Raw genomic sequence first — 20854 nt, 5'->3', positions numbered from 1 at the left:
GGCGCGCAATCCACCCTGTCTGCGAAGGAATCCCTGTGGCGAGACTGCGCATCGCACTCGTCGAGGATCAACCTCTCTACCGCGACATGCTCGTGGGCCTGCTGCGCGCCGTCCCCGATTTCGAGGTCGTCATCGCCGTGAGCTCCGCCGCGGAGACCACGGGCTTCCCTCGCGATCTCGACGTCGCACTCCTGGACATCACTCTCCCCGACGGCGACGGGATCGAGGTAGGTCGGCGCCTGCAGGAGCGACAGAGCTCGCTGTCGATCGTGCTGCTGTCGGCCGTGGACCGGCTGAACACCCTGCTGGATGTGCCGGAGGAGCAACGCCGTCGGTGGAGCTACCTCTCCAAGACCTCCGCGCTGTCGGCACCGTCGCTGGTCTCGGCCCTGCGCGCCAGCGCGAGCGGACGCAGCGTGCTCGATCGCGAACTCGTCGAGCGTCGCCGGGCACGCCCGAGAGGCCGACTGGCCGCCCTCAGCGCCCGCCAGTTCGAGGTGCTGACGCTGCTGGCGGAGGGGCTGACGAACACCGCCATCGCCCGCAGGCTCAACCTCGCCGACCGCTCCGTCGACAACCACGTCAACGCCGTCTACAGCTCACTCGGACTCGGCGGCGATGCGGAGCGGAATCCGCGCGTGAGCGCCGTGCGCATCTTCCTCGAGGAGAGCGCGTGAGCGCAGATCCCGTGAGCGACATCGCTCTTGTGGATCGCGCCGCCGATCAGCGGCAGTTCTCCTTCGTCGCCCTGAGCCTGGGCGGCACCCTCTCACTGGCCATCAGCGCTCAGGCCGTGCTCCTGCTCGGAGTCAACGCGGTGTCGCTGCGCGGCACCGACGCATCGCCGTTCGTCGATCTCGTCATCCGGGTGGCGATCAACCTCTGCGGCGTCGCGATCGCGACGCTCCTCGCGACCCGCGCGCGCCTCATCTGCCGCACGGGGATCGTTCGCATCGCGATGGTCGTCGGCTGCGCGGGTCTCGCGGCGGCGTGCCGTGCCGCCGCGCAGATCCTCGTCGGAATCTATCCTTCCGTGATGCTCGCGCTCGCGGATGCGGCCATCGCGACGCTGCTCATGTCGGTGACCTTCGTGTTCGCCCTGCAGAGCGTCGGATCGCGGCGCCGCGCCCGGGAGTCCGAACGCGCGCGACTCGCCCAGGCCGCGCAGGCGACGGCCGCCTTGGCCGCCCTGCAGGACGAAGAGCTGCACATGCGACGGGAGATCGCGGACACCCTCCACGGCACCCTGCAGGGACGCGTCGTCATGCTGCAGGCCGACCTGCGCGCGTTGGCCCGCGGACTCGACGGACCCGAGCGCACCCGAATCGATCGGATCGGACAGGAGCTCGATGCCCTGCGCGAGAACGAGCTGCGTACCGTGAGCGCCACCCTCTACCCGGAGGGCATCGATCGAGGACTCGTCGCCGCACTCAGGGCGCTGGTCTCGCGCATCCCGGCCGCGATCGACGCATCCTTCGTCGTGGTCCCCTCCGGCGCCGAGCCCGAGCTCGACCTGGCTCGCCGCCTCGCGCTCGTACGCGTCGCGGAGGAGGGCGTGTCGAACGCGCTGCGGCACGGGCTCGCCGCGCGAATCGACGCCGTGCTGCACGTCGGGATCGACGAGCTCACCCTCAGCGTGCGTGACGACGGCATCGGGGTGGACCCGAGCGCCGTGCTCAGCGGACTGCGCCGCCTCACCGACCGATTGGGCGGGCTGGGCGGACGCCTCGAGCTCCTCCCGACGGAGTCGGGGGCAGAGCTCGTCGCGCGTGTGCCGCGGAAGTGAGGCGCTCAGAGCGCGAGACGCTCGCGCACGGCGGCTGCCAGTCGCTGCGCGATCCGCTCGGCCTGTTCGGCGTCCTCCGCCTCGACCATGTCGCCGAGGCGCGGGCGACGGCGCGGCACGAGGGCGTCGCAGAGCGGCGCGCGACCGCGACCTCCGCGGTCGCGACGCCACCAACGGCGAGCTCGTCGTCGCTCGGATCGAGGAGGCGCTGGGCCAGCCGCTCCAGGTGCTCGGCGGGGAGGACGAGGCGCGCTTCACATTCCTCGCAGTCGGACGCTGGCTCGGCTGGTCGGCGGGCCAGATTCTGTTGTTCGACATCGGCGGCCGCCTGCCCGCCAGCGCCCGCCAGGAACTCCCCGGAATCACTCCCGATCGCACGTTCCAGATCGTCGCGGGGGCGGTCGTGCTCCACACCGCGATGCGCACGCTAGACATCGACGAGCTCGAGGTGAGCCCGTGGGCGCTGCGCGAGGGCGTTCTGCTGCGCGACATCGAGGCCATGGCCTGGGGCTGATCGCCCACAGCCCGCATGGCCGGAACGACCATGGACTGACCGCCGTGATCCACGGGAGGGGCATCTGCACCCGGCCCGCGTATCACGGCACCGACGTCCCCCCACCTTGGCGGCCGGCGTCAACTCGAGAGCACGACCTTCCGTCGGTAGCAACGAAAATATGCCAACTCAGGAGGGACAACAAGACTCTGGGCGCAGAGTCCATGACGATTCGTCACAGACGGGTCACGCGCGACGCATCCCTCGTGACGAGCTTCGCCGTCGCGTCCCCGACGGCGACGGCATCGAGGTGGGTCGTCGGCTGCAGGAGCGCCAGAGGGATGCTGCAGGCCGATCTGCGGGATGTGGCCGCCGCCCTGCGGGCGCTGGTGTCCCGAATCCCGGCCGCGATCGACGCGTCCTCCAAGATGGTGCCCTCGGGGGCCGAACCCGACCCCCGACCTCGGCCGTCGTCTCGCGCTCGTGCGCGTCGCGGAAGAGGGTGTCGCGAACGCGCTGCGGCACGGGCTGGCCGCACAGTGCCGCCGATTCCCCCCGCACCGCTCGATGGGCGGCCGTGCACTGCACGGATATCGTGGGATCATGGCCGAAATCAATCCGCAGGCCGCCGACGCCGACATGATGGCCGAGCTAGGGCGCAAGATCAGCGCGCGGCGCAAGGAGCAGGGACTCACTCTCGTCAGGCTCGCGAGCCTGACCGGGCTCTCGCAGCCGTTTCTCAGTCAGATCGAGCGCGGCCGCGCTCGCCCCAGCATGTCCTCACTGCACCGCATCGCCCAGTCCCTGGACACTGCCACTCCGGTGCTGCTCTCTTCGGCAGCCGGCTCCACCGATGAGACTCGTCACGCCGAGATCGAGTCCGACTGTGTGAGCCTGGTCCGCGCCGACGAGGGCGCGATGGTCAGTCAAGACACCGGGCAGGCCAAAGCACTGGTCGCGGGCGCCCGGGCAATGTATCCGATGGAGTTCATCACCCGGCTCCCCCAGTTCGAAGAGTATTACGAGCATCCCAATCCGGAATTCATCTACGTGATCGCCGGCTCGATCGAGGTCGATCTGGCCCAGGAGGGGGTGCACGTGCTCGGACCAGCCGACACGCTCTACTTCGCCGGCGGGGTGAGGCACCGCTGGCGGGTCAAGGGCCTGTGGCCCGCGCGATTGTTGGTCACCCAGGCGGGCTCGTCACCCGACCCGCACCGCGAGACACCCACTTGATCCGTCTCGAAGGGTTTTGACGCGGGCACTATTTCTTCTCAGTCGCGAAACAGCTGAGTAACACGGGTCCTTCAGAGTATTGAGCACATCAATATTCACCGGAGGTCCCGTGCCCCACCCACTTGTCACTTTCGACGACGTCTCCATGACGTTCCCGAACGGGACCGTTGCTCTGAGCGACGTCGACATCACGATCGATCGCGGCGAGTTCATCGCCCTCCTGGGCCCGTCGGGCTGCGGGAAATCCACCCTCCTGCGCCTCGCATCGGGCCTGGAAGCCTCGACCGGCGGTCGCACCGTGGTGAGCACCCGCCAGGTCGGATACGTATTCCAGGATGCGACGCTGCTGCCGTGGCGGACGGTGCGCAAGAACGTGTCGCTGTTTGCCGAACTCGACCGCCTCGGCGCGGAGGAGACGCGCGCGCGGGTGGACCACGCACTGGGCGTCGTGGGGCTCGCGGACTTCCAAGACCATCGTCCACACCAGCTCTCGGGCGGAATGAGGATGCGGGTCTCGCTGGCGCGCGCACTGGTCAACCGGCCCGAGCTGTTCCTCTTCGACGAGCCTTTCGGGGCCCTCGACGAGTTCACTCGTGAACGGCTCAACGACGACGTGCGTGACCTCTTTGTGCGGGAGCGGTTCACCGGCGTCTTCGTCACTCATTCCATCCCCGAGGCCGTATACATGGCAACCCGGGTGATCGTCATGGGCGCCCGCCCCGGCCGGGTGATCGGCGAGTTCGCGGTGCCTTTCGGCGACGAGCGCGGCGAGGAGGTGCGGTACTCGAGCGCTTTCGCCGAGCTGGCCGCCGAGATCTCCCACTGTCTCAAGGGGGCGATGGCATGACCGCGGGAATCGGGACCCCGGCGCCGCGCCGCCCGCGCACCGGCCGCCGGTCGCTCACGGTCGTTCTGCCGCTCGCGTTCGCTCTCGCGTTCATCGGCCTCTGGTACATCACGAGCGCCTTCCTGCTCTCGCCGTCGAGGCGGTTCATCCTGCCGATGCCGCACGAGGTGCTGAGGGAGGCCTTCCTCACCCCCAAGAACCTGCTGGCACTTCTCGGCCCACTGTGGACCTCGACCGTGATCGCGATGGTCGGGCTGTCTATCGCGGCGGCGATCGGCGTGGTCACGGCGGTGCTGATGAGTCAGGCCAAGTGGGTGGAGACCACGCTCTTCCCCTACGCGGTGGCACTGCAGAGCATCCCGGTCCTGGCCATCGTGCCGCTGATCGCGTTCGCGTTCGGCTACGGCTACGAGTCGCGGATCCTCGTGGTCGTGCTCATCAGCCTGTTCCCCATCATCACGAACACGCTGTTCGGCCTGCAGTCGACGAGCCCGCAAATGCGCGAGTTGTTCACGCTCAAGAGGGCGAGCCGTTGGACGGTCATGACGAAGCTGCAATTCCCCGCCGCGCTGCCCGCCCTGTTCACCGGCCTGCGGATCTCGGCCGGCATGGCCGTGGTCGGCTCCATCGTGGCGGACTTCTTCTTCCGCAAGGGTGACTCCGGCATCGGCCTCGCGATCGACACCTACCGTAACCAGCTGAACGGCGAGATGCTCTACGGCGCCATCATCCTGGCGTCGCTGCTCGGCCTCGTCGCCTTCTGGATGTTCGGACTGTTGGGGCGCCTGTTCGTCGGCTCCTGGTACCGACCGGATCGCCGCTAGAGGCGCCGCACCGCGTCGACGCGAACTCCCCGCATCATTCCCTGCGCACCACCACCCATGATTCCGACACCCTCCGAGGAGACCACCCATGCCCACCCGCACCCTTGTCCGCGCGACGGCCGTCGCCGCCGCAGCCGCCTCCGCCCTGCTGTTCTCGGCCTGTAGCAGCTCCGCCCCGACGGCGCAGGACGCAGAGGCCGCTGGCGGAGATGGCGCACTCAACGCCTGTCCCGCCACCGTCGTACTGCAGACCAACTGGTTCCCCGAGCCCGAACATTCCGCCGCGTACGCCCTGATCGACCCGGCCACGGCCACCATCGACGCCGACGCGGGCATCTACTCCGGCCCCGCCATCGCCGATCCGAACGTCACGATCGAGGTACGCGCCGGCGGACCGTTCATCGGCTTCCAGCAGTCGACCGCGTTGCTGTACTCGGACGATGCCATCATGCTCGCCATGATCGATACCGACGAATCGGTCAAGTTGTCGAAAGATCAACCCACCAAGGCCGTCTACACCCCGCTCCAGAAGAACCCGCAAATTCTGCTGTGGGATCCGACCAAGTACGACTTCAATGACCTCGCCGCCATCGGGCAGAGCGACGCCACAGTCCTGTACTTCCAGGGCGCGACGTACATGGATTACCTCATCGCCCAAGGCGATGTCCGGGCCGATCAGACCGACGGCTCGTTCGACGGCTCCGTCACGCGCCTTGTCGCCGGCGAGCCGGTCGTCCTGCAGGGCTACATCACGCAGGAGCCCTACCGCCTGATGCACGAGTTCACCGACTACGGCCGCGAGGTGGGCTCCCTGCTGATCGCCGACTCCGGCTACGACATCTACCCCGCCGCCTGGTCGGGCAAGCCCGACGTCATCGCGGCCCAGTCCGACTGCCTCGCTCAGCTCGTACCCGCCATGCAGAGGGCGCAGATCGATTACATGGAGTCGCCTGACGCCGTGAACCAGGCTCTCTCCGACTACCTCGTCCAGATCGACCAGTTCTTCCAGATCACGCCCGCGGCCGCCGCCTATGTCCACGACGTGATGCAGAACGAAGGTCTCGTCACCGACGGCACCGACGGTGTCTTCGGCTCCTTCGACGCCGAGCGGATGACCCGGATGACGGAGACACTCGAGGGCATCTATGCCGGGACCGACGTGGAGGTGGCCGAGGACCTCAGCGCCGAGGACATCTACACCAACGAGTTCCTCGACCCCTCGATCAGCTACACAGAAGGCAAGTGACGACCGTGCGCATCACCTCCCTCACCTCCCTCCCGCTCCGGATGACGACTGACTACTCGTCGATGTCGTACTTCGTGGTGCGGATTGAGACCGACAACGGCTTGGTGGGATGGGGCGAGAGTTGCGACTGCTTCGGCATCTCGCACCCCTCGATTCTCAGAGCCATCGTCGATGAGATCTACGCGCCAGCGGTGCTCGGCAAAGAGGTCGGTGAGGCGGTGAGCGCACTCGACGAGATGCACTGGGCGACCCGGCGCACCCTGGGCGACCAGTTCAGCGCCGCGCAGTCCCGCAGCGCGATCGATATCGCGCTGCGGGACCTCGAGGGACGTGCTCGGGGTCTCTCGATCTCGGAGATGCTCGGCCGCGTCAAAGACTCGGTGCGGGTGTACGCCGGCAACAGTCACTTCCTCGACTCCCGAGAGGCGAAAGATCACCTCTCTCTGCTCTCGCCGCTGCTGGCCCGCGGCGTCTCGATCGTCAAGATGCGCATCGGTGCAGACTGGCGGAACTCCCTTCGGGTGCTGCGAGAGCTGCGACGCGAACTCGATCGCATCGACGAGACGATCGAGATCACCGTCGACGGCAGCGAGCTCTTCACTGTCGCCGAGTCGATCGAGATCGCCGCGCGGCTCGGCGACCTGCGGGTGGGGTGGTTCGAGGAGCCCGTGCAGAGCTACCGGCTGGGCGCCATCGCCCAAGTTGTGCGTTCCTCTCCCGTCCCGGTCGCCTACGGCGAGCATTTCTTCGGCGCCGAGTACGCGCTCGACGCAATGGATCTCACCGGAATCTCGGTGGTCCAGCCCGACGCCTCGATCTGCGGCGGGATCGCCGAGGCTCACCTGCTCGCCCGCACCGCTCGACTCAAGGGCGCGCGTGTGGTGATGCACCTGCACGGCGGCCCGATCTCCTTCGCCGCGAACCTGCACGTCGCGGCATCGGTCTCCGGCGTCGAGGTGATCGAGTACCCGTTCCACCTCTCGCCGGTCATGAACCGCGTAGCGTCCGAGGCAGGCTTCGGCATCGACGCGATCGTCGACGGCCGCATCGCGGTGCCGTCGGGGCCCGGTCTGGGTATCGAGGTCGACGAGAGCGTCATCGAGGAGGCGCACCGCGCATGGCAGGTCTGAAAGTTCTGGTGACAGGAGCCCGCGGCAAGGTCGGACGGGCGGCGGTCGCCGCGCTCGTAGCGGCCGGACACGAGGTCCGGGCGACCGACGTGCTGCGCCCCGTGTACGACGCGGACGAGTCGAACGCCGTGCCCTACGTGCAGGCAGATCTCACGAACGGCGCCGATGCGTTCGCCGTCACCCGCGGCATGGATGTGCTCGTGCATGCCGCCGGCATCCCGGAGCCGTCGAAGAACACGCCCCACGCGGTCTTCCTCACCAACGTGACCGCGACGTTCAACCTGATCGAGGCGGCAGAACACTCCGGCCTGCGCAGATTTGTCAACCTCTCGAGCGACTCCGTGTCGGGGATGACCTGGGCGACCCGACGCTTCACCGGGCTCACCTGTCCGCTCGACGAATCGCATCCGGATCTCGCGCACGACGCCTACGGGCTCTCGAAGCGGGTGTCGGAAATGCTGTGCGAGGCTCTTGTCGCGCGCTCGGACGCCACGGCGGTGTCAATCCGGCCCACGTGGGTGCTCACCCCGTCGAGCTACGAGGACAACCTACGCCCGTTCTTTGACGACCCGGACCTGCCGACGGCGGTGTTTTGGGCATACATCGACGTGGCCGACCTCGCGGACCTCATCGTCCTCGCGGTCGAGGTCGACACGCCCGGACACGAGGTGGTCTACGCGGCCGCCGCCGACAACATCGGCGGGCGTGACCTCGCAGCGGCGATGGCTCGACTGCACCCGGAGGTTCCCGTGGGTCGGCTCGATCGCGTCGACGCCTCGGGAATCAGCTCGCAGAAGGCACGCCAGCTGTTCGGGTGGGTGCCCACGAGGTCGTGGCGTGATTACCTCGACGAGGACGGACGGGCACTCCCATCGGCGCGTCGCTGACGCTCAGACGCCGCGCAGCGCCTCATACACCGCGGAGACGTCCTGCGTGGCCAGCGACTCCTCGGCTGCAGCCTCGGCCCACAGCGACGCGATGAGCTGCGAGACGGGCAGGGAGAGCCCGGTGCCGGCCTCGACCGCGAGCCGTGCGTCCTTGGCCCCGAGGCTCAACGCCATCTCCGTCGAGTAGTCGCCGGCATCGATCTTGCGGAGCTTCGCGGTGGCGTAGGGGGTGTCGAGCGGGCCGCCGCTGAGGGTGTCGGCGATGGCCCGAGGATCGATGCCGAATTTGTCGGCGAGCAGTGCGGTCTCGGCGATCCCCTGCATCACATGGACGAGCCAGGTGTTGACGACGATCTTCATCGCGCTGCCCGCCCCCGTGGGCCCGAACCAGACGGTGCGCCGCCCGATCGCCTCAAACACGGGCGCGAGCCGGGCGCGCAGGGACTCGTCGTCGGCATCGCTCGAGGCGAGGATCGTGACGCGACCCTGCTCCGCCGGCCCCTTGCTCCCGGAGACGGGCGCATCGACGAAGACGATGTCAGGCCGAGCGTCGGCCAGGGAGCGCGCGAGCTCGCCGATCTCCGCGACACCGATGGTGGCCATGTTCACGACCACCGCCCCCGGAGCCAGGGCGTCGAGTGTGTCGCCCGCGAGCAGAACGGCGGTGGTGGCCGCCGCATCCGTGAGCATCGAGAGCACGATGCCAGCGCCCTCGACAGCGGACGCAGCAGGGGAGACGATGGTGAACTCGAGCCCCTTGAGCTCATCGCGCGCGGTGCGATTGAACCCCGTTACGGCGATGCCCGCCGCCGCCACGTTGACCGCAAACGCGCGTCCCATCGCACCCAGCCCCAGTACGGCAACCGACTCGCTACTCATGCGCATCCTCCCGGGATATAGACCAGATCAATATAGCTGTTCTGGTCCTCCCGCGCGGATGGGGGGAATGACGCCGCGGGCGGCAATGGGCGACAGCACTGACCCCGACGAAACCCGGAGTCGAACTCGCCGCCCGTGTGCCGCGAGGCTGATCCGCCTCAGAGCGCGAGACGCTCGCGCACGACCTGCGCCAGCTGCTCCGCGATCCGCTGGGCCTGCTCGGCGTCCTCCGCCTCGACCATGACGCGCACGAGCTGTTCCGTGCCGGACGCGCGCAGAAGCACCCGTCCGCTCGATCCGAGCTCGGCCTCCGCCTCGGAGACGGCCTCGGCGACGCCCGCATCGGCGACGCGTGTGCGGTCGACGTCCTTGACGTTGATGAGCACCTGCGGGAACACCGTCATCACCGAGGCGAGCTCGGCCAGCGAGCGCCCCTGACGCGCCATCTCGGACATCAGGTGCAGTCCCGTCAGCAACCCGTCGCCGGTCGTCGCGAAGTCGCTCATGATCACATGACCCGACTGCTCGCCGCCCAGGGTGTATCCGCCGGCGTTCATCTCCTCCAGCACGTAGCGGTCGCCGACGGCGGTCTGCAGAACGCGGATGCCGTTGGCGGCCATCGCCCGGTGGAGCCCGAGGTTGCTCATCACGGTGGCGACCAGGGTGTCGTCGCGCAGCACACCGCGATCGCGCATCGACACGGCCAGGATCGCCATGATCTGGTCGCCGTCGATCACGCGCCCGGCCGCATCCACGGCGAGGCAACGGTCGGCGTCGCCGTCGTGCGCGATGCCGAGGTCGGCTCCCACGCGCAGCACCTCGGCCGCCAGATGATCGAGATGCGTCGAGCCGACGCCGTCGTTGATGTTGAGCCCGTCGGGGTCGGCACCGATCACGGTCACGCGCGCACCCGCGTCCCGGAACGTCTCGGGAGAGACGCCCGCAGCCGCGCCGTGGGCGCAGTCGAGCACCACGTGCAGACCGTCGAGGCGGTGCGGCAGCGACTGCAGCAGGTGGACGACGTAGCGGTCCTCCGCGTCGGCGAAGCGACGGATGCGGCCGACGTCGGCGCCCGTGGGCTGGAGCTTGGGACCGGCGAGCGCGAACTCGATGCGCTGCTCGACGACGTCGGGCAGCTTGACGCCGCCGCGCGCGAAGATCTTAATCCCGTTATCGGGAGCGGGGTTGTGCGACGCGGAGACCATCACTCCGAAATCGGCGTCGATGTCACCGATGAGGAAGGCGGCCGCGGGTGTGGGCAGCACGCCGGCATCCAGGACGTCGACTCCCGAGGAGGCGAGGCCCGCGGCGACGGCAGCCGCCAGGAACTCCCCCGAGATCCGCGGGTCGCGTGCGACGACCGCGGTGGGCCGCTTGCCCGCCGCGCGGCGGGCTTCTGCGGAACGGCCCTGGCCCAGGACGACAGCGGTCGCCTGGGCCAGGGAAAGCGCCAGATCGGCGGTGAGGGGGCCGTTGGCCAGCCCCCGCACGCCGTCCGTACCGAACAACGCCATCCGGCGTGTCAGCGCTTCGAGTACTGAGGAGCCTTGCGGGCCTTCTTGAGACCAGCCTTCTTGCGCTCCTTCACACGAGCGTCGCGAGAGAGGAAGCCGGCCTTCTTGAGGGTCGGGCGGTTGTTCTCGACGTCGATCTCGTTCAGCGCGCGGGCGATGCCCAGGCGCAGCGCACCGGCCTGGCCCGAGGGGCCGCCACCGTGGATGCGCGCGATGACGTCGTACGCGTCGGTGAGGTTGAGGAGCGTGAAGGGGTCGGTCACGAGCTGCTGGTGCAGCTTGTTCGGGAAGTAGTCCTCGAACGTGCGGCCGTTGATGGTGATCGTTCCCGAGCCCGGAACCAGACGCACGCGGGCGATGGCCTGCTTGCGACGGCCGACGGCTGCGCCGGGGACCGAGAGCACGGGGCGCTCGGCGACGACGGCTGCGACGTCCGTGGGGGTCTCGGTGGAGTAGTTGGAGGTTTCTTCGGTGTTCGCCACGAGAGTGTCCTTAGTCTGAGCGGCGCTTACTGGGCGACCTGGTCGAAGGCGTAAGCCGTGGGCTGCTGCGCGGCGTGGGGGTGCTCCGCACCGCGGTAGACCTTCAGCTTCGAGAGCTGCTGGCGACCCAGGCTGTTCTTGGGGAGCATGCCGCGAACGGCCTTCTCCACTGCGCGGACGGGGTTCTTCTCGAGCAGCTCCGAGTAGGTGACGGACTTGAGGCCGCCCGGGTAACCGGAGTGGCGGTAAGCCTTCTTCTGCTCGAGCTTCTGCCCGGTGAGGGCCACCTTGTCGGCGTTGATGACGATGACGAAGTCACCGGTGTCGACGTGGTTGGCGAAGGTGGGCTTGTGCTTGCCGCGGAGAAGGGTGGCCGCGTGCGAGGCGAGGCGTCCGAGGACGACGTCGGTCGCGTCGATGACCAGCCACTCGCGCTGGATCTCGCCAGCCTTGGGGGTGAAAGTGCGCGTCACGTTAGTGCTGCTTTCTTGATCGAACGGAGAGGTTCGTGAATCCCGCTCCGGGGTGCTTCTCGCGAGAGAAGACGCCAGTGGAGGGCTCACGTTCGTGGCACCGACCAGCAGGGATGCGGCACCAAACGAGAAGCTTAGCACGCCGGGCCCCCGCGCCCCGCATCCGCTTCCCGAGATCGACCGCCTCAATGATGCAGAGAACTTGTGCATAGAAACTGTGTATGTCTAGAGTCGCGGTATGGAAGAGCCCCGCCGCGACAGCACCATCCGCCTCGACAGCCGGGCCGTGCGCGCACTCGCCCACCCGCTGCGCTCGCGCATCCTCAGCCGCCTGCGCACCCACGGCCCGGCGACCGCGACCGAGCTCGCTGCCGCGCTGGGCACCAACTCGGGCGCGACGAGCTACCACCTGCGCGCCCTCGGCGACGTGGGACTCGTGACCGACACCGGCGAGGGCGAGGGGCGCCGACGCGAGTGGCGTGCGGCGAGCGAGCGCCACTCGTGGGTCGATTCCGACTTCGCCGGCGACGAGGACGCCCGGACCGCTCTGGCGTGGCTGAGTCGCGACTACGTGCGTCAGTTCGCGGCGGGCGCCGAGCGCTGGCTGGATGCGGCCGAGCACTGGCCCGCGGAATGGGTCGACGTCCTGGGCCTGTCCGACGGCTTGCTGACCGTGACACCCGAGCAGACCGCCGCCTTCTCCGCCGAGCTCGCCGAGCTCATGGCGCGCTACCGCGATGCGGGCGCGGCAGACCCGCGGGCACGCCGCATCCATGTCAGCGCCTTCGCGAGGCCCCTCGATCTGGACGACGAGTGATCACCGCGGCCGCCGCCGAGCGCCGGCTGCTCTGGCTGACCGCGTTGCGCTGGCTGCCGGTCGGCGTCACCTTCGGACTCACCGCGCTCCTGCCGCTGGAGCGTGGGCTCAGCCTCGTCGAGGTCGGCGCCATCCTTTCGGTGCAGGGGATCGTCGCGCTCGTGCTGGAGCTGCCCACGGGAGGTCTGGCGGACGCTCTGGGGCGCCGCCCCGTGCTGCTGATCGCGGCCGTGATCGGTCTCGCGTCGACCGTGCTGTTCGTGCTCGCACAGGATGTGGCCGCGTTCGCCGTCGCGATGCTCCTGCAGGGCGTGTTCCGCACGCTCGACTCCGGCCCGCTCGAGGCGTGGTACGTCGACGCGGCCCACGCCGACGACCCCGCCGCCCCCGTGGAGCAGGGACTCGCCCGCGCCGCCACCGTGCTCGGCGTCTCGATCGCGGCGGGAGCGCTCGGGGGCGGCCTTCTCGTGGCGTGGGCACCGTTGGCGGACACCTCGGCACTGGTCCTGCCGTTCCTCGTGAGCCTCACGCTGTCGGCGGTGGGCGTCGTGATCACGGCGATCCTGGTCGTCGAGCCGGCACGCGCACGCCGAGGGACGGGCGCTTCCGCCACCGGCGCGTCGGGGCTGCGCGGCGCACTGCGCCTGGTCCGCCGTTCCCCGATTCTCAGGGCGCTGCTGGCGGTGGAGGTCTTCTGGGCCGTCGCCATGGTCGCGTTCGAGACGCTCACGCCGGTGCGGCTGGCGGAGCTCGCCGGCGGCGAGGATGCGGCGGGCGCACTGTTCGGTCCCGCATCCGCCGCCGCCTGGGGACTCTTCGCGCTCGGCTCGCTCCTCGCGGGGCGCGCGGCCAGACGGTGGGGCGTGGCGGTCACGGCGGCGCTCGCCCGCATCCTGAACGGGGCGTTCGTCGCGGTCATGGGTCTCGTCGCCGGCCCCGTGGGCCTGCTCGCCGCCTACGGCGCCGCGTACATGTCGCACGGCGCCGCCGGACCCATGCACAACACGCTGCTGCACCGGCAGGCCGACGCGGGCACGCGCGCCAGCGTGCTCTCCGCCAATGCGATGGTCTCCGGCGGCGTGTACAGCGCGGGTCTGCTCGCCCTGACCGCACTGGCGGAGCACACCGGCACCGGCGTCGCCTTCGCCGTGGCGGGCGGCTTCAGCGTGTTCGGCGCACTCTGCTACCTCCCCGCCTGGCGGGCGGAGCGTGCTGCCGGGCGGGCGTGAGCGCCCCGTCGTGGATTCTCCGTCCACAGAACGGCCTGTTCAGGCCGCGACGATCCCTCCGTTGAGGCCCGCGAGGGTTCCGACGACGGCGAGCGCCACATACGAGCCGTTGAAGACGATGTGGGCGATGAGCGCCGCCCAGAACCGCCCCGTGACCAGCACGAGCACCGCTGTGGCGAGTCCGAACAGCGCGATGGATGCGGCTCCCGCCGCGCCGTCGGCCAGCGAGCCGGTGAACTGGTGGAGCAGCAGGAAGATGCCCGTGCTGATCAGCGCAGCCCCCGCGCCGGCGACCGACGGCGATCGTGTGAGGCGCCGGAACACGGTGAACAGCGCGACGAGCAGGAACCCGCGGAAGAAGAACTCCTCCACGACGGGCGAGACGACGACGGGCACGACCGCATCTGCGAGCCAATCCACGCCGGTGAGGCCGCCGTCCGTCGAGGCCAACGCGGGCCAGAACGCGGCGCCCCGCTCCGCCTGTTCGAGCAGGCCGCTGACGACGCGCAGGCCGAGTCCGAGGAAGAGACCGAAGAGCAGGTCCGTCGCTCGGAACCGCAGGAGGCCGCGCGGCACCGAACGCGCGTAGGCGAACACGACGGGGACGATCATCGAAGCCCACAGCACGAGGCTGCCGATCCACCCGCCCAGTGTTCCACCGATCAGTGCCGACGCCGCCGTCGCGATCAACAGACCGGCGCCGAGGCCCATGAGCGCCCCGCCCACCAGAAACCAGTTCCACCGCTGCGTCGTGCTGCCGCCCTGCAGCCAGACGCGCGGCGCGCGCGGCCGCCGGCGTCGGGATCGACGCTCGGGCTCCGGTCGCTCGTCGATCTCCGCCTCGACGAGGCCGAGGTTCTCGAAGCGTTCCGCGAGGGCCGCCGTGTCCTGCCGGCGAGCGGTCCAGGCTCCGTCCTCGGAGCGCTCGAAGCGCGAGGAACGATGGGCGCCGGACTCGCCGCTGCCGGGCTCGGTAGACTCGCTCACAGGGGCCAGGTTACCGGGCAGGGCCCGGCGGACAGGAGACACCGGCGATGCTCGAGGTTCTGACGGTGTGCACCGGCAACATCTGCCGCTCGCCGTTCGCCGAGGTGATCCTCCGAGACGAACTCGGCCGGAAGGGCGTCACGGCGGCGAGCGCCGGGGTGAAGGCACTCGTCGACCAGCCGATGACGCCCGAGGCGGCGGCGCTCGCCCACGCCTACGGCGTTCCGGAGGATCTGATCGGCGCGCACCGCGCACGATGGCTCGACGAGAGCCATCTGCGCACGCCCGCGCTCGTGCTGGCGATGACGCGCGAGCACCGCCGCGCGGTCGTCGAGCTCGCACCCGCGGCGACACGGCGCACCTTCACCGTGCGCGAGCTGGCCCGCCTGGCCGGCCACGTGCCGGACGACGATGCCCGATCGGTGGCCGACGCGGCGGGCTCTGATCCGCGCGCCCGGCTGGACGCGTTGCTGGCGCACCTCGTCTCGGTGCGCGGCGAGATCGAGGCTCCGGTCGATCCCTCGCTCGACGACGTGGTCGACCCGTACCGCCGGGAATGGGATGTGTACGAGCAGATGGCGTCCGAGCTGATGCCCGCGCTGGGTGAGACGGTACGGCTGCTCGCCGTCGCCGTGCGTCCGTGACGCTCTATTAGAGTTTTCAACCGTTTGCGTCAAGAGCTCTGCGCTCACTCCCAGACTTCTGCCAGAGTGGTGCGGTCAACCCGTCTCGAGCAAAAGGACTCCTCATGACTCAGCAGCCCGCTCCCGGCGTCGACTACCCGGGCAAGACTCTCGGGGTCGTCGGCCTGGTCGTCGCGATCTTCTTCAACGTCATCGGACTGATCATCTCCGCCATCGCCTTCAACCAGTCGAAGAAGGCCGGCTACAAGAACACGCCCGCCCTCGTCGGCATCATCATCGGGGCCGTGCTGTTCGCGCTCGGCCTGATCCTCTCGATCCTCGCCATCGCCGGTGGGATCGCAGCGGTGAGCGTCAACAGCTACTGACGTCGTCCGAGGCGAGGGGCCGCATCCGTTCGGATGCGGCCCCTCGTCGTTCGCGCCCGGCGGCAGAGAATGGCCGCATCCGTCGTGTGTTATTCACGGTCTCGGGCGCGGATCTCCGCGTCGAAAGGGAGTTGAGTAAGCACGTGGACGCAGAGAGTGCGACACGGGTGCCGGCGGAGACAGACCCCTGCGGTGGGTTGGCGGTCTCTCTCCCCGACACGTCTTCCGTGTCGTGAGGTGATCGTCGGTTCCCGCACAAGCGCAGACGTCGGGACCGGCCACCATCTGCGGCCGCACTCGGACCGCTGCGCCGTGTTTCGACGCTGACGCAGCGGTCCGAGTGGTTCGACGTCGAGCCGGTCGTGTCGCGGTGGGGCGGGCGGGGCTCGGGATGCCGATCGCCCCCCTCACCGCGAGACGGCCGGCTCGCATGCCACCTCAGGATGCGGCCAGGCTCCCCACCCCGCCGTCGTGGTAGATCAGCGGAGCCGTGCCGCGATGACTCGATCCGCCGAGCACCTCCAGCACGACCAGACGATGATCGCCGAGCGGCTCGTCGCTGTGCACCCGGCACTCGAGCCACATGCGCGCGCCGTCGATGAGGATGGCGCCCCCGTCGGTCTGCGCGGTGACGAGGCCTGCGAACCGGTCCGCCGAGCGCGACGCGAGCGTACGCACCGCCGCCGCGTTCTCCTCCCCGAGCACCGAGACGCCGATGCGTGAGGCGCCGGCGATCAGAGGCCACGTGCGAGACGACTGCTGCGCCGAGAAGAGCACGAGCGGCGGGGCGAACGAGATGCCGAGCGCGAACGAGGTCGCCACCATCGCCTGCGGCCCCTCCGGCGTGAGCGCGCAGATCGCCGCGATGCCGGTGGGATGCTGCGCGAACATGTCGCGCACCGCATCCGCATCCGTCGGAGCGGCGGGCAGCACGGTACGGGCGATTCCGTCGGGTCCGGGGACGATCTCGGCCCACGGGTGGTTCCAGGTCATTGCGGCTCTCCTTCGCACCCGTCAGCGCAGTCCGCGGGTGCACCGCCACGCTACGAAGCCGGTGTTACGCGGGCTTTACGCGGGAGTGAAGATGCCTGACGGCAATCATTCGATTACCGACGGCTATCGTCATGCGGCGGGACGCGTCACGCAGTCGCGCACGGCGCCACCGTCGGGGGCACGCCGGTCGCCGGCTGCGCGGATGTCGCGTACGGCCGAGGTAGATGCATCGTCCGACGCGAGAGGGCCGTCGTCGTCGACCGGGAGCGTGATCGTCACGGTCGTTCCCTTGCCCACCGTGCTGGACAGCAGCACCTCGCCGCCCTGTCGTTCGATGAGCGCCTTCGTGCTCGCCAACCCGATTCCGGTTCCGCCGTCGTGCGGGTTCGACAGCCGTCCTCGCTCGAGGGGATCGAAGATGCGCTCGAGGTCCTCGGGCGCGATGCCGCGACCGCGGTCGGAGATCGCGATGCGCGCCTGGGCGCCGTCGACCTCCACCGAGATCTCGATGGGCCCCTCGCTGTACTTCGCCGCGTTGTCGACGAGATTCGCGATCGCCCGCCGCAGGGCCACCGGGTCCGACTGCACCGCGACCGAACGCGGTGAGCGATAGTGGATGCGCCCGTACGCGTCGCCGGGGAGCACGAGCTCGGCGGCCTCCCGCACCGTGGCGGAGGCATCCGCCCGGCTCCGCGTCTGGCGCGCGCGGGTGGGCACGAGGCGCGCGGAGAGGTCCTGGATCATCGTGGCGAGGTGATCGGTGACGGCGGAGATGCGTTCGATGGCGGCGGTCGTGTTGCCGCCGGGCTCTGCCATCAGGTCGACATAGCCGCGCAGCGCCGTGATGGGCGAGAGGAAGTCGTGGGCGAAGGCGCGCAGGAAGTCGAGCTCCGCATCCTCCCGCTGCTTGGAGGCGGTGAGGTCCGAGACGATCTTCACGAACCCGGAGACCTCGCCGGCGTCGTCGCGCAACGCCGTGATGATCACGTGCGCCCAGAACAACGAACCGTCGGCGCGCACCCGCCACCCGTTGTCCTCGACCGACCCTCGCGTCGCGGCGATCGCGAGCAGACGCAGCGGCAGACCACGCAGCCGGTCCTCCTCCCGGTAGAAGCGTGTGAACGAGGAGCCGAGGATCTCGTCGGCGGTGTACCCCTTCAGCTTCGCGGCGCCGGGGTTCCACCCCACGACCCGACCCTCGATGTCGAGGTGCACGATGGCCACCGAGGTCACCTGCGCCGTCCAATCCTGAACGAGCGCGCCCGTCGGGGCGTCGGCCGGGACGGCGCCGACGGGAATCGGCAGTCCGACGCCGGATGCGGGCGCGGCGGCGACCGGCGTCTCGTCGGACGACGGCGCGGCGGAGGAATCGGGCTCGGAGATGTCGGCTCCCATCGGGACGTCGATCAGTTCATCGCTCGTGGGTTCGATGCGTCGGGTACGCGTCATCTGGATTCTGCCGCATACGCGCCGCCGCCGCATCCGCTCATGTGTGTAGCACATCCGCGTGACGGAAGGGGGGTGCTCGACCCGGCTCTGCGGCAGGGCGACGATGGCGACACGCATCCGCAGAGGAGGAACGGACATGTCCGAGAACGCACACGAAGAGCTCGCCGGTCTGATCAAGAAGTTCCGGTTCGCCATGGTCACCACCGTCGAGACGGACGGGAAGCTCGTCGCGCACCCGCTCACCGTGCAGGAGGCGGAGTTCGACGGCGACCTGTGGTTCATCGTCGGCACGGGGACCTCCGCTGCCGTCAACGTCGCGCGCGAACCCCGTGTGAACGTGTCGCTCAGCAGCGACGACACCTGGGTGTCGTTGTCGGGGACGGCGACGATGGTCGACGACCACGCCAAGCTCGAGCAGCTGTGGAGCCCCGCCGTCGACGCCTGGTTCGAGGGCGGCCCCGAGGACCCCGCCGCGGGCCTGCTGCGTTTCCACGCCGACAGCGCGGAGTACTGGACCGCGCCCGGCGGCAAGATCGTCCGCGCCGTCGCCGCCCTCACCGGTCACCGCGTCGAGGGCGAGAACGAGACCGTCGAGCTCTGATGCCTCGCGCCCGGGCCTTCGCCGGTCCGGGCGCGATCATCGGGTTAAGACGGGCTCCCCGTCCACGAGCACCAGCTGCACGTCGTCAGGACGAGAAGCCAGCACGATCTGCGCCTCCGGCGGCATCGACCGAGAGTCCGATGCGGCCCGGAGCACCAGATCGGCGCGCTTGCCGGGCTCGAGGGAGCCGACGAGCTCCGCCATCCCCACCACCCCCGCCGCGTCGATCGTGGCGTGCGCCAGCAGATCGGATGCGGTCACCCGCCGCGCCCCGGTGCCGACAGCACGATCGAAGGCGAGCGCGTGGCGCATCTCGGCGACCATGTCCGCGGGGGTGTTCAGACTGCGGTTGTCGAGGCCGAGGCCGATGCCGATGCCGGACTCGCGCAGCTCCCCGAGGGCGCTGCGGCCAGAGCCGGCATACATCGACGACGCCGCGCAGTGCACCCCGCCGCATCCGTGGGACGCGAGCCGCTCCCTGTCGTCCGCGTCGGTGGCGCTCAGATGCGCGCCCACCAGGCGCGGGCCGAGGACTCCGAGCCGTTCCAGACGGGCGACAGCCCGCTCGCCACGCCCGTCCGGCCCGAGGATGCCGGCAGCCCCGGCGTCGGAGGCGCACAGGTGGGTCGTCACTCCGGGCGCATCGAGGCCCGCGAGTCCGCTCAAGAGCTCGTCCGACGCCATCTCGGGAAGCTCCGTGCAGGCGAACACCGACAGCCGGCCCGCCGCGGCGTCCAGGGCAGACGCGGCGAAGCGCAGAGCGGTCTCGGTGGGGGCGACGAGCGCCTCGCGGCGGAAGCCGCCCGCGCGTTCCGCCGCCCGCAGCCACGGGTCCCACTGTTCGGGCAGACGATCGGACACCATCGGCGCGAGGATCCACCGGATCCCGGACGTCCGCGCGGCCGCCGCGCTCGCGGCGAAGGCCGCGTCGGCGCGACGCGTGCCGACGTCGCCGACTCCCCAGCAGTCGAGCACCGTCGTGATGCCGGCACGAGCCGCATCCGCCGCGAGACGATGCACCGCCTGCGCGGCATCCGCGGGAGTGAGGGCGAGCACGGTGCGGTAGTACGTGCCGAACAGCCAGTCGAAGAACGGTGCGGACACATCCAGCGAGCCGGCGGCGGCCGCATCCATGGAGTGGGTGTGCGCGCTGACGAATCCCGGATGCACGATGCCGCCGCGCGCGTCGATCCGCTCGTTCGCTGCGGGCGCGGGCCCCTCACCCACGGCCGCAACGGCGCCGTCGCGGATCGCGATCCATCCCCGCGCGACACGACGCGCCGCATCCATCGTGACGACGACGGCGTCGTCGATGACGAGGTCGATGACGCTCACGCGCGCGGGAACACCGGGATGCGCCCCAGCACCGCGACGCGATCGACGTACGGCGCGAGCGCCTCCGGCCACCCCTCCCCCTCGGCCAGAAGCGCACCGATGCCGACGATGTCGGCGCCGGCCCTCTCGAGCAGGCGCAGCGCGGCGCCGGACGACGAGCCGCTGGAGATCACGTCGTCGACGAACAGCACGCGCTTGCCCGCGACCGCCGACAGACGCGCCCGGTCCAGCAGCAGAGCGGCGCCCGTGGTGCTGGTGATCGCGTGCACGGATTCCTCCAGCGCATCCCCGAGGTGCACCTTGCGGGTCTTCTGCAGGATCACATAGTCGTCGAGGCCGAGGGCGCGAGTGACCTCGATCGCGACGGGGATGCCGAGCGTCGCCGGCGCCACGACGACATCGACGCCCGCATCCGCGAACTGCTCCGCGAGTTCGCGCCCGGCCGTCTCGGCGAAGCGCACCCCGTGATCGATCACCATCATCAGCGCGATCGACAGGTCGTCGGAGACGGGAATGATCGGCAGCGTGATCTGCTGGCTGCCGACCTGAGCGAGGTAGGTATCTGCGGGCATGTCCGGAGGCTACGCCGCGCGTGTGTCGCCCCGGTTTCGCGCCCCGCCCTGTGACACAACTCCTG

23 protein-coding genes and 1 pseudogene are annotated in these 20854 nt (G+C 69.8%); 14 read left to right on the top strand and 10 right to left on the bottom strand.

The window, feature by feature from the left end; translation table 11 throughout:
- The first annotated feature begins 35 nt into the window (after positions 1-35).
- The 3 genes and pseudogenes from KYX17_RS09950 to KYX17_RS09940 form a co-directional block, all read left to right on the top strand.
- A complete protein-coding gene (locus tag KYX17_RS09950; RefSeq protein WP_243226834.1) occupies positions 36-677 on the top strand; it encodes a LuxR C-terminal-related transcriptional regulator in 642 nt (213 codons plus the stop codon).
- Positions 674-1786: a sensor histidine kinase gene (locus tag KYX17_RS09945; protein ID WP_243226833.1), complete on the top strand. Its 1113-nt coding sequence runs from the start codon at positions 674-676 to the stop codon at positions 1784-1786. Before KYX17_RS09950 ends, KYX17_RS09945 begins: the two co-directional genes overlap by 4 nt.
- Positions 1787-1866: 80 nt before the next feature.
- Positions 1867-2300, top strand: a pseudogene (locus KYX17_RS09940) (Ppx/GppA phosphatase family protein); the annotation flags it as partial.
- 214 nt (positions 2301-2514) lie between these two features.
- Here the strand turns inward: KYX17_RS09940 and KYX17_RS09935 are convergent.
- On the bottom strand, positions 2515-2706 hold the full coding sequence (locus tag KYX17_RS09935; protein ID WP_243226832.1) for a hypothetical protein: 192 nt from the start codon (positions 2704-2706) through the stop codon (positions 2515-2517).
- 176 nt (positions 2707-2882) lie between these two features.
- Between KYX17_RS09935 and KYX17_RS09930 the strand changes: the two genes are divergently transcribed.
- The 6 genes from KYX17_RS09930 to KYX17_RS09905 all read left to right on the top strand — a co-directional run bounded on the left by KYX17_RS09930 (position 2883) and on the right by KYX17_RS09905 (position 8449).
- A complete protein-coding gene (locus tag KYX17_RS09930; protein WP_243226831.1) occupies positions 2883-3515 on the top strand; it encodes a helix-turn-helix domain-containing protein in 633 nt (210 codons plus the stop codon).
- A gap of 145 nt (positions 3516-3660) precedes the next feature.
- The gene (locus KYX17_RS09925) at positions 3661-4362 is read left to right on the top strand and encodes an ABC transporter ATP-binding protein (RefSeq protein ID WP_243226830.1); all 702 of its coding nucleotides are present in this window, start codon (positions 3661-3663) and stop codon (positions 4360-4362) included.
- Entirely contained in the window at positions 4359-5186 is an 828-nt protein-coding gene (locus KYX17_RS09920; RefSeq protein ID WP_243226829.1) for an ABC transporter permease, read from the top strand. Before KYX17_RS09925 ends, KYX17_RS09920 begins: the two co-directional genes overlap by 4 nt.
- A gap of 88 nt (positions 5187-5274) precedes the next feature.
- Positions 5275-6432, top strand: coding sequence for a hypothetical protein (locus KYX17_RS09915; RefSeq protein ID WP_243226828.1), 1158 nt, complete (start codon positions 5275-5277; stop codon positions 6430-6432).
- The gene (locus KYX17_RS09910) at positions 6429-7562 is read left to right on the top strand and encodes a mandelate racemase/muconate lactonizing enzyme family protein (RefSeq protein ID WP_243226827.1); all 1134 of its coding nucleotides are present in this window, start codon (positions 6429-6431) and stop codon (positions 7560-7562) included. The genes KYX17_RS09915 and KYX17_RS09910 overlap by 4 nt, the downstream gene beginning before the upstream one ends.
- Entirely contained in the window at positions 7550-8449 is a 900-nt protein-coding gene (locus KYX17_RS09905) for an NAD(P)-dependent oxidoreductase (RefSeq protein WP_243226826.1), read from the top strand. The genes KYX17_RS09910 and KYX17_RS09905 overlap by 13 nt, the downstream gene beginning before the upstream one ends.
- Positions 8450-8452: 3 nt before the next feature.
- On the opposite strand, the gene KYX17_RS09900 is transcribed toward KYX17_RS09905, so the two are convergent.
- The 4 genes from KYX17_RS09900 to rplM all read right to left on the bottom strand — a co-directional run bounded on the left by KYX17_RS09900 (position 8453) and on the right by rplM (position 11797).
- Positions 8453-9328 carry an NAD(P)-dependent oxidoreductase gene (locus KYX17_RS09900; protein ID WP_243226825.1) on the bottom strand — a complete coding sequence of 292 codons (876 nt, stop codon included), beginning with the start codon at positions 9326-9328 and terminating at the stop codon, positions 8453-8455.
- A gap of 158 nt (positions 9329-9486) precedes the next feature.
- On the bottom strand, positions 9487-10842 hold the full coding sequence (gene glmM, locus KYX17_RS09895) for a phosphoglucosamine mutase (protein WP_243226824.1): 1356 nt from the start codon (positions 10840-10842) through the stop codon (positions 9487-9489).
- Positions 10843-10850: 8 nt separating this feature from the next.
- Complete coding sequence (rpsI, locus tag KYX17_RS09890) at positions 10851-11324, bottom strand: 30S ribosomal protein S9 (protein ID WP_274287389.1); 474 nt, start codon at positions 11322-11324, stop codon at positions 10851-10853.
- Between the two features lie 26 nt (positions 11325-11350).
- Positions 11351-11797 (bottom strand): 50S ribosomal protein L13, encoded by a 447-nt coding sequence (gene rplM, locus KYX17_RS09885; RefSeq protein WP_243226823.1) that lies wholly within the window; start codon positions 11795-11797, stop codon positions 11351-11353.
- A gap of 238 nt (positions 11798-12035) precedes the next feature.
- Between rplM and KYX17_RS09880 the strand changes: the two genes are divergently transcribed.
- The gene (locus tag KYX17_RS09880) at positions 12036-12614 is read left to right on the top strand and encodes a helix-turn-helix transcriptional regulator (protein ID WP_243226822.1); all 579 of its coding nucleotides are present in this window, start codon (positions 12036-12038) and stop codon (positions 12612-12614) included.
- Positions 12611-13843, top strand: coding sequence for an MFS transporter (locus tag KYX17_RS09875; protein ID WP_243226821.1), 1233 nt, complete (start codon positions 12611-12613; stop codon positions 13841-13843). Before KYX17_RS09880 ends, KYX17_RS09875 begins: the two co-directional genes overlap by 4 nt.
- A gap of 39 nt (positions 13844-13882) precedes the next feature.
- On the opposite strand, the gene KYX17_RS32265 is transcribed toward KYX17_RS09875, so the two are convergent.
- Positions 13883-14830: a CPBP family intramembrane glutamic endopeptidase gene (locus tag KYX17_RS32265; RefSeq protein ID WP_243226820.1), complete on the bottom strand. Its 948-nt coding sequence runs from the start codon at positions 14828-14830 to the stop codon at positions 13883-13885.
- Positions 14831-14877: 47 nt separating this feature from the next.
- On the opposite strand from KYX17_RS32265, the gene KYX17_RS09865 reads away from it, so the two are divergent.
- Both KYX17_RS09865 and KYX17_RS09860 read left to right on the top strand, forming a co-directional pair.
- Complete coding sequence (locus KYX17_RS09865) at positions 14878-15474, top strand: low molecular weight phosphatase family protein (protein WP_243226819.1); 597 nt, start codon at positions 14878-14880, stop codon at positions 15472-15474.
- A 104-nt stretch (positions 15475-15578) separates the two neighbouring features.
- Positions 15579-15839: a hypothetical protein gene (locus tag KYX17_RS09860; protein ID WP_243226818.1), complete on the top strand. Its 261-nt coding sequence runs from the start codon at positions 15579-15581 to the stop codon at positions 15837-15839.
- A 438-nt stretch (positions 15840-16277) separates the two neighbouring features.
- Here KYX17_RS09860 and KYX17_RS09855 read toward each other — a convergent pair whose 3' ends face one another.
- Together KYX17_RS09855 and KYX17_RS09850 are read right to left on the bottom strand one after the other, a co-directional pair.
- Positions 16278-16832: a flavin reductase family protein gene (locus KYX17_RS09855; protein ID WP_243226817.1), complete on the bottom strand. Its 555-nt coding sequence runs from the start codon at positions 16830-16832 to the stop codon at positions 16278-16280.
- Between the two features lie 129 nt (positions 16833-16961).
- The gene (locus tag KYX17_RS09850) at positions 16962-18281 is read right to left on the bottom strand and encodes a PAS domain-containing sensor histidine kinase (protein WP_243226816.1); all 1320 of its coding nucleotides are present in this window, start codon (positions 18279-18281) and stop codon (positions 16962-16964) included.
- Positions 18282-18417: 136 nt separating this feature from the next.
- Here KYX17_RS09850 and KYX17_RS09845 point away from each other — a divergent pair, with 136 nt between their 5' ends.
- Positions 18418-18882, top strand: a complete 465-nt coding sequence (locus KYX17_RS09845; RefSeq protein ID WP_243226815.1) for a pyridoxamine 5'-phosphate oxidase family protein — start codon at positions 18418-18420, stop codon at positions 18880-18882.
- Positions 18883-18918: 36 nt separating this feature from the next.
- Here the strand turns inward: KYX17_RS09845 and KYX17_RS09840 are convergent, their stop codons facing one another.
- Complete coding sequence (locus tag KYX17_RS09840) at positions 18919-20217, bottom strand: amidohydrolase family protein (RefSeq protein ID WP_243226814.1); 1299 nt, start codon at positions 20215-20217, stop codon at positions 18919-18921.
- Positions 20214-20789: a phosphoribosyltransferase family protein gene (locus tag KYX17_RS09835; RefSeq protein ID WP_243226813.1), complete on the bottom strand. Its 576-nt coding sequence runs from the start codon at positions 20787-20789 to the stop codon at positions 20214-20216. Before KYX17_RS09835 ends, KYX17_RS09840 begins: the two co-directional genes overlap by 4 nt.
- Positions 20790-20854 lie beyond the last annotated feature (65 nt).

The organism is Microbacterium sp. CIAB417 (genome assembly GCF_022788845.1).
Note: the sequence above shows the minus strand (reverse complement) of the source record. Positions and strands in the feature narration are given on the sequence as shown.